This is a genomic window from Clostridium frigoris, assembly GCF_018861865.1.
Taxonomy (GTDB): Bacteria; Bacillota; Clostridia; order Clostridiales; family Clostridiaceae; genus Clostridium_AD; species Clostridium_AD frigoris.
The window spans coordinates 1-6,876 of record NZ_JAHLDV010000095.1 but is presented as its reverse complement, the minus strand read 5'-3'; the positions used below and the strand labels follow the sequence as shown (position 1 = coordinate 6,876).

Below are 6,876 nucleotides of genomic sequence, written 5' to 3'. Positions count from 1 at the left end.
TGGTTCATGGGCTCCTCAATCTGGTAAATTGATGCGCGAACTTTTGGATGACATGAAAGAAATAACTATTTTAGACAATGAGATGTCAATAAACTCTAGTATGAAAGAAGAGGATGGAGATTTAATGGATAGCCTTGCAGGTAGCATTATCGAGTCATTAAAGTAATTTTATAAAAATATAATTTTGGAACCTGCTCATGGATAAAATTTGTGAGCAGGTTTATTTTGGTATAGATGTTAATATTAAATTTATATAATTCAATGTTGACAAAATACAGTAAATGTCTTAAGGTATAAAGTATACCAAATGAGTATACTTAGGGAGATATAATATGAAAATAACACAAGAAGCAGATTACGGTCTTAGGGTAGTAATTTATTTATGTAAATTAGGTTATGGCGAAAAGGTAGAATCAAAAGTAATTTCAGAAAAAGAGGGCATACCGCAAAGATTTCTATTAAAACTTTTAAGAAAGCTAATACAAGCGGATATTATAAAATCTTATAGGGGGGTCAAGGGCGGATATGCTATAAATAAATTGCCACAGCAAATAAACTTAAGAGATGTAATTGAAGCAATAGATGGCCCAATATGTGTTAATAGATGTGTAACTGAGCCAAGTTTTTGTAATTTGAATAAAAGTGGTGTATGCATTGTGCATAAAGCTATGACAAAAGTACAAAAGAAGTTAAATGCAGAACTAGAAAGCATTAATTTTAAACAATTAGTAGATGGAAAGATTTAAAGATATGTGTGTTATGTTACTGATGAACAGATAGTAAATAAATTGTTATAAAGCCGTTATAGAAAATTAAAACCCTCGACTAATTAATAAATAAAATTAGTCGAGGGTTTATTATGCCTTAATTTTTTATATTGTAATATTAAGGACTAATTAGGAGGATAATAAGTATGTATTGAAGTAATTTAATGAAAATTTAGTATATAAATAAGAAAATTTTAATACTTATTTTAATAATTACAGTGTAAAATATAAATTATTAGAATTATAAATATGTAGGAGGTTATCATGAAAAAGAAAATTATTATTAGCGTAGTAATAGTAGCAATTATTGGTATTATTGGGGGAATACAGATTGCTTCAAGAAATAAGAAACAAGTTACAACTGTAAAGACTTCAAAGGTTGCAATAGGTGATGTAAAGATGTACTTATCCACCACAGCTACTATAAAATCTAAAAATGAAAAAAATTATTCAGTATCTGGGGCAACTAAGATTTCAAATGTTAAAGTCAGTGTTGGTGATAAGGTTAAAAAGGGTGATACTCTTTTAACTTACGATATAGCGGATTTGAATAATCAAGTACAATCTGCTCAAATCAATTATGATAATGCTATATCTCAAAAGAAGGATGCAGTGGATAGTAATGATGATGCAAAGGATACTATAGCAAATACGGCTGATACTCCTGCAAATACTGCAATAATTAGTACCGCCAAGGCAAGTGTTTTATCGGATGAAAAGGTAAAACAGCTTAATAATGCTGTTAAATCTGCAGAAGCAACCCTTGATTCAGCAAAAATTAAATTATCGCAAAACTCAGATATTACTTCTGATATTGGTGGAGTAGTAACAGAAGTTAATGTTATAAGTGGCCAAACTGGCGCTCAGGGAACAGCTATAGCCGTTCAGGATATATCAAGTTTAAAGGGTGTTGTTAAAGTTGGAAAATATGATGCTGCTAAAGTGGCTCTTGGACAAACATCAACAATTTTAAGTAATGGTAAGAGTTATAAAGCCAAGGTATCAAAAATTTATCCAACGGCAACAGTTAATACAACTGCTACAGGTGGAGATACAACTTTAACGGTAGAACTCGATGTACTAGAAGCGGCACCACAGTTAAAAGTGAATTTTGACTCAGACGTAGATATATTACTTAAACAAGTACTGGCTGTTGTGAAAGTTCCTGCGGAGGCAATATTAACCAACAAAGATGGGTCAACTTATTTGTTTGTTGTTAGTGACGGGAAAGCAGTTCAAAAAATTGTAAAGCTTGGAGTCCAATCAGATACTGATATGGAAATTCTAAGCGGTATAAAAGTAGGGGAGAGTGTAATATTAAATCCAGGTAGCGCCATTACAAATGGTGTATTGGTTAAAGATGCTAAGAATGTAGGAGGAAAATAATGATTGAAGTAAAGGATGTATTAAAAAGGTATGTAACTGGAGATATTGATTTTACTGCACTTAAATCAGTAAGCCTTAAAATAGAGAAAGGCGAATTCACTGCAATAATGGGACCTTCAGGTTCTGGAAAATCTACTTTTATGAATATCTTAGGATGTTTGGATAGAATGGATGGAGGTTCATATTTTTTAAATGATCAGAATGTATCAAATCTCGAGGATAACCAACTTGCATTAATAAGAAATAAAGAGATAGGATTTGTATTTCAAGCATTTAATTTACTTCCAAGGATAACGGTACTTGAAAATGTAATGCTTCCAATGCTTTATGCGGGAGTACCATCAAAAGAAAGAAAGGATAGAGCACTCAGTGCACTTGAAAAGGTTGGTCTTACCGACAGAATTAAACATAGGCCTAATGAAATATCTGGAGGACAAAAACAAAGAGTGGCAATCGCAAGAGCGATGGTCAACAATCCTGCAGTAATTATGGCAGACGAACCAACAGGTAACCTAGATACTAAGTCATCAATTGAAATTATGAAAATATTTCAAAAATTAAATGCTGATGGTGCTACTATTTTAATGGTTACACATGAAGATGATATAGCAAAATGTGCAAAAAGAATTGTAAAATTCCTAGATGGAGAAATAGTAGATGATTACCAAGTTTCGGGAAGAACAATATTATAAATAATAAATTGGTACGTAAATATTTTCAAGATTAAATGGAGGGCAGTTATGAATATTTTAGAGAGTCTTAAAATGGCTATATCTAGTATTTTATCAAATAAAATGAGATCTTTTCTCACAATGCTAGGAATTATAATAGGTATAAGTTCAGTAATTACTATTATTGCACTTGGTAATGGAGGGAAAAATTATATTGGAGAAGAATTTGCTAAAATGGGGTCAAATACAGTTACGCTAAATGTTGATCCATCGAAAGTAGAACAAATAAGTGATTATTTTACACTTGATGATGTAAAGCAAATAAAAGATAGAATAGGTACTGCTAAGTATATTTCTCCCACTGTGTCTAAGAAAGGCACAGCTAGGACTGATACAAAGACCAGCACAGCAAATGTTACTGGCGTTAATACAGATTATGCATTAATTAGCAATGTAGAAATTGTATATGGAAGATTCCTAAATGAGAGAGAAGTTGAGGAAGGTAAATCCGTTGCAGTAATTGATCAAACCTCAGCTATAGCTTTATTTGGAACTGATGATGCTGTAGGTAAGTCATTTAAATTAGGACCAGTAGGTTCTAGTAAAAGTGCAACTGTTGTTGGTGTTTCAAAAGCAAGTAGTATGTTTGGAGGCAGCCGAAGTGGTCCACCAAGTAGAAGTGGTGACAGTACACCGACACTTGTAACAGTACCAATTACATTTCTTGAAACGCTATTTCCATTAGATTTTAATATATCAACGCTTACCATGACATCCACCTCACAAGTAAATTCAGTGCAAACTGGAAATGAGGCATTAAAAATTCTTCAGGCTAAACATGATAACAAAGCAACAGATCTTTATAAGGCTACTAATTCAGCTAGTATGCTTGAATCGATTAACCAAGTATTAGGAATTTTTACAACATTCCTCAGTGCAGTAGCTGCAATATCACTTTTAGTTGGAGGTATTGGAGTTATGAATATAATGCTAGTTTCTGTAACTGAGAGAACAAGAGAGATCGGTATTAGGAAAGCAATAGGTGCTACAACTAATGCTATATTGTTTCAATTTTTGACTGAATCCGTAATATTGTCAGTCATAGGTGGGCTTATAGGGATGACTCTTGGAATAGTTGCAGCTCAAATAATAGGATCGTTCGCTGGCATTACTCCTAGTGTTTCAATTATTGTTATATTAGAAACAATATTGTTCTCATCAGCAGTAGGGATATTTTTTGGAATATATCCAGCAAGAAAAGCTGCAAAATTAAATCCTATAGATGCTTTGCGTTATGAATAGAATTTAACTGTAAGCAACAATTGAAAAATATATTATTATTGTCTTAGGACTAAGAGTGGATCATTAGATGAAAAAAAAGATTCTATTTTTAAATATGTTAATTCAATGAGGCAAAACTGATATAGGTTATCCAAACTCATAAATAACATAGTAGATTTATCAAAAATTGAGGCAGGATTCTTTGAACTTAATATATCTAATAATAATATAGTGGAGATTGTAGAAGAAACAGTTAATTCGGTTACTTCGTACACTGATGTAAAAGGATTAAGTATAATTTTCAAATGCAGGAAACAAGATATATGTTAATATTAAAGATAAAAATGAACTTATTGAAATATAGGTAAGAGATAGTGGTATAGGTATTAAGCATAATGAATTAGAGACAATATTTAATAGGTTTAAGCAAGAAGATATATCAATTAGTAGTACCTTTCGAAGTAAAACAGAGGATTTGCAGTTTGAGCTTTCAGATATATTTTAACGATATTTCACAAGGAAAGTCTTGGACTTCTATAAGTGGGAGTTACATACACTAATATACAGAAAACTTCAGTGGGAACATAAATCTCCTTCTGGAGTCGTCAATGCATCTTCTTCGAAGCTGTTTCAGCGACCCAGGAGATGATTTAATAATAGTGACATACATGGATTTAGTAAAGCAAATCTATGTATGGTCTCTATTATTTATTTTTGTAATTATATTAATTTTGAGCTAAAATTCATATGTTTATATCTGATGACAAGCCAGCAATTATACCTTTAGTATTTAAAAAAATGATTACTAACTATTATTTAGGTGGCATAACAGTAGCAATACCTTTAAGAACAACAACACCATCTTGATTAGTACATGTTGTGCTTAGTTTCATGATGTTTTTTACGTCTAACTTTTCTATAACTTCAACTTCAGCATTGATTGTATCCCCAAATCTAACTGGTGCTGTAAATTTAAGTTCTTGACCTAGATAAATAGTGCCTGGTCCAGGTAATTTCATTCCAAGTACTGCAGACACAAAACCTGCTGTTAACATGCCGTGTGCAATTCTACCTTTGAACATTGTTGTTTCAGCTTCTTTTTGATTTATATGAGCAGGATTTAAGTCACCAGTTATGCCTGCATAAAGATACACATCAGATTCACTTATAGTTTTTTCAAAAGAGTCTTTATCACCTATATTTAGTTCTTTCATTGTTAAACCTTTCATTAAAACTCCTCCTTTTATTTTAAGCCATTATACAAAATGAATAATTGATTGTAATCCAATGAGTAGAAAACATGTTGCTGTCTTAATGATAGTAATCGCAAATATATCTTTATAGGCTTGTTTGTGAGTTAAGCCTGCAATTCCCAGGAGTGTAATAACAGCTCCATTATGAGGCAATGTATCCATTCCACCTGATGCCATAGCTGCAACTCTATGAAGCAATTGAGGACTTATACCTGTACTTGAAGCCCAAGCCAAGTAGTGCTTGCCAAATGTATCTAAAGCTATACTCATTCCACCTGATGCAGAACCTGTTACTCCGGATAACACGTTTACTGTAATTGCTTCAGATATAAGTGGACTACCGTTTGGATTTATATTTGTTAAAGCATGAGCGATTGATTGAAAACCAGGAAGTGTTTTAATAACATTACCAAAACCAACTTCAGATGCTGTGTTTAGAACGGCTAAAAGAGATCCTATAGCACCGGCATTGATAGCTTTAGCGATATTACCTCGCATACGTTTAGGATTAATTGCCATGGCAAGAATAATACCTATGACGAGTGCAATCATTAGTGCCCAGTTGTTCATTGTTCCTACAACACCTTTTGAAAGCATATTGTAAGGTTCTTTTGTAACCCAAGACATAATATTCCAATTAGGAAAAATTAGTTTTTGTAAAATAAGGGTAACAACAAGTACTGAAATTAATGGTATTGCTGATATTAATGCATTTGGTAAATTATCATCTTCAACCATAATAGGCTCGTTGGTATGTTTTTTACCGTATCCTTCTCCAGCGGCTTGCGCTTTGCGTTTACGCCACTCTAAATAAGCCATGCCGGATGTTAAAATAATAATTGATCCTAGTATCCCCATTACAGGAGCGGCATAAAGATCTGTATTAAAAAATTTCATTGGAATTGAGTTTTGAATCTGCGGTGTTCCAGGAAGTGCATCCATAGTAAATGTAAATGCACCAAGTGCAATAGTTGCTGGAACAAGACGTTTAGGAATGTCTGCTTCTTTAAAGATAGATGCTGCAAATGGATATACCGCGAATGCTACAACAAATAAACTAACCCCACCATAAGTAAGAATAGCTGCTGATAACACTACTGATAACATCGCTCTTTTTTTACCTAACTTTTGAACTATGGTTTTTGCAATTGATTTCGCAGCACCAGATTGTTCCATTGTTTTTCCAAATATAGCGCCTAATAAAAAGAATGGGAAATATACTGTTACATACTTCCCTAAATTAGGAAGAAATATTTCTGTATATGTTGGAAGAACATTTAGTCCTGAAAATATTGCAGCGAGTAATGCAAAAATAGGGGCGAAAACGATGACTGAGAAACCTTTATAAGCCATATACATTAATAATACTAAACTTAATAGAATTCCGATAACTCCTAACATTTAAAAACCTCCTTGTATAATCTAATTATAAGTTTGATAAGAAACTGTCCCTAAATAATACGAATGATTTCTTACTTATCTTTATTAATGTTTATGTTTATCCATTTCTAAATTTAA

At 32.4% G+C, this 6,876-nt stretch carries 6 protein-coding genes and 1 pseudogene; 5 read left to right on the top strand and 2 right to left on the bottom strand.

The window, feature by feature from the left end; all coding sequences use genetic code 11:
• From KPL37_RS20350 to KPL37_RS18795, 5 genes and pseudogenes are all read left to right on the top strand, one after another.
• Positions 1 to 166 (top strand): annotated as a pseudogene (locus tag KPL37_RS20350) (FprA family A-type flavoprotein); the annotation flags it as partial.
• Between the two features lie 166 nt (positions 167 to 332).
• Entirely contained in the window at positions 333 to 746 is a 414-nt protein-coding gene (locus KPL37_RS18810) for an RrF2 family transcriptional regulator (protein WP_216151604.1), read from the top strand.
• Positions 747 to 1,031: 285 nt separating this feature from the next.
• Positions 1,032 to 2,153: an efflux RND transporter periplasmic adaptor subunit gene (locus tag KPL37_RS18805; protein WP_216151603.1), complete on the top strand. Its 1,122-nt coding sequence runs from the start codon at positions 1,032 to 1,034 to the stop codon at positions 2,151 to 2,153.
• Positions 2,153 to 2,845 carry an ABC transporter ATP-binding protein gene (locus tag KPL37_RS18800; protein ID WP_216151602.1) on the top strand — a complete coding sequence of 231 codons (693 nt, stop codon included), beginning with the start codon at positions 2,153 to 2,155 and terminating at the stop codon, positions 2,843 to 2,845. Before KPL37_RS18805 ends, KPL37_RS18800 begins: the two co-directional genes overlap by 1 nt.
• A 48-nt stretch (positions 2,846 to 2,893) precedes the next feature.
• Positions 2,894 to 4,126, top strand: coding sequence for an ABC transporter permease (locus KPL37_RS18795; protein ID WP_216151601.1), 1,233 nt, complete (start codon positions 2,894 to 2,896; stop codon positions 4,124 to 4,126).
• Between the two features lie 791 nt (positions 4,127 to 4,917).
• Here the strand turns inward: KPL37_RS18795 and KPL37_RS18790 are convergent.
• Both KPL37_RS18790 and KPL37_RS18785 read right to left on the bottom strand, forming a co-directional pair.
• Positions 4,918 to 5,334 (bottom strand): MaoC family dehydratase, encoded by a 417-nt coding sequence (locus tag KPL37_RS18790; RefSeq protein WP_216151600.1) that lies wholly within the window; start codon positions 5,332 to 5,334, stop codon positions 4,918 to 4,920.
• A gap of 27 nt (positions 5,335 to 5,361) precedes the next feature.
• Positions 5,362 to 6,759: a GntP family permease gene (locus tag KPL37_RS18785; RefSeq protein WP_216151599.1), complete on the bottom strand. Its 1,398-nt coding sequence runs from the start codon at positions 6,757 to 6,759 to the stop codon at positions 5,362 to 5,364.
• Positions 6,760 to 6,876 lie beyond the last annotated feature (117 nt).

Coding starts and splice junctions, on each gene's coding strand:
- KPL37_RS18790 (WP_216151600.1), bottom strand. CDS start 5,334: ATGAAAGGTTTAACAATGAAAGAACTAAATATAGGTGATAAAGACTCT.
- KPL37_RS18800 (WP_216151602.1), top strand. CDS start 2,153: ATGATTGAAGTAAAGGATGTATTAAAAAGGTATGTAACTGGAGATATT.
- KPL37_RS18785 (WP_216151599.1), bottom strand. CDS start 6,759: ATGTTAGGAGTTATCGGAATTCTATTAAGTTTAGTATTATTAATGTAT.
- KPL37_RS18805 (WP_216151603.1), top strand. CDS start 1,032: ATGAAAAAGAAAATTATTATTAGCGTAGTAATAGTAGCAATTATTGGT.
- KPL37_RS18810 (WP_216151604.1), top strand. CDS start 333: ATGAAAATAACACAAGAAGCAGATTACGGTCTTAGGGTAGTAATTTAT.
- KPL37_RS18795 (WP_216151601.1), top strand. CDS start 2,894: ATGAATATTTTAGAGAGTCTTAAAATGGCTATATCTAGTATTTTATCA.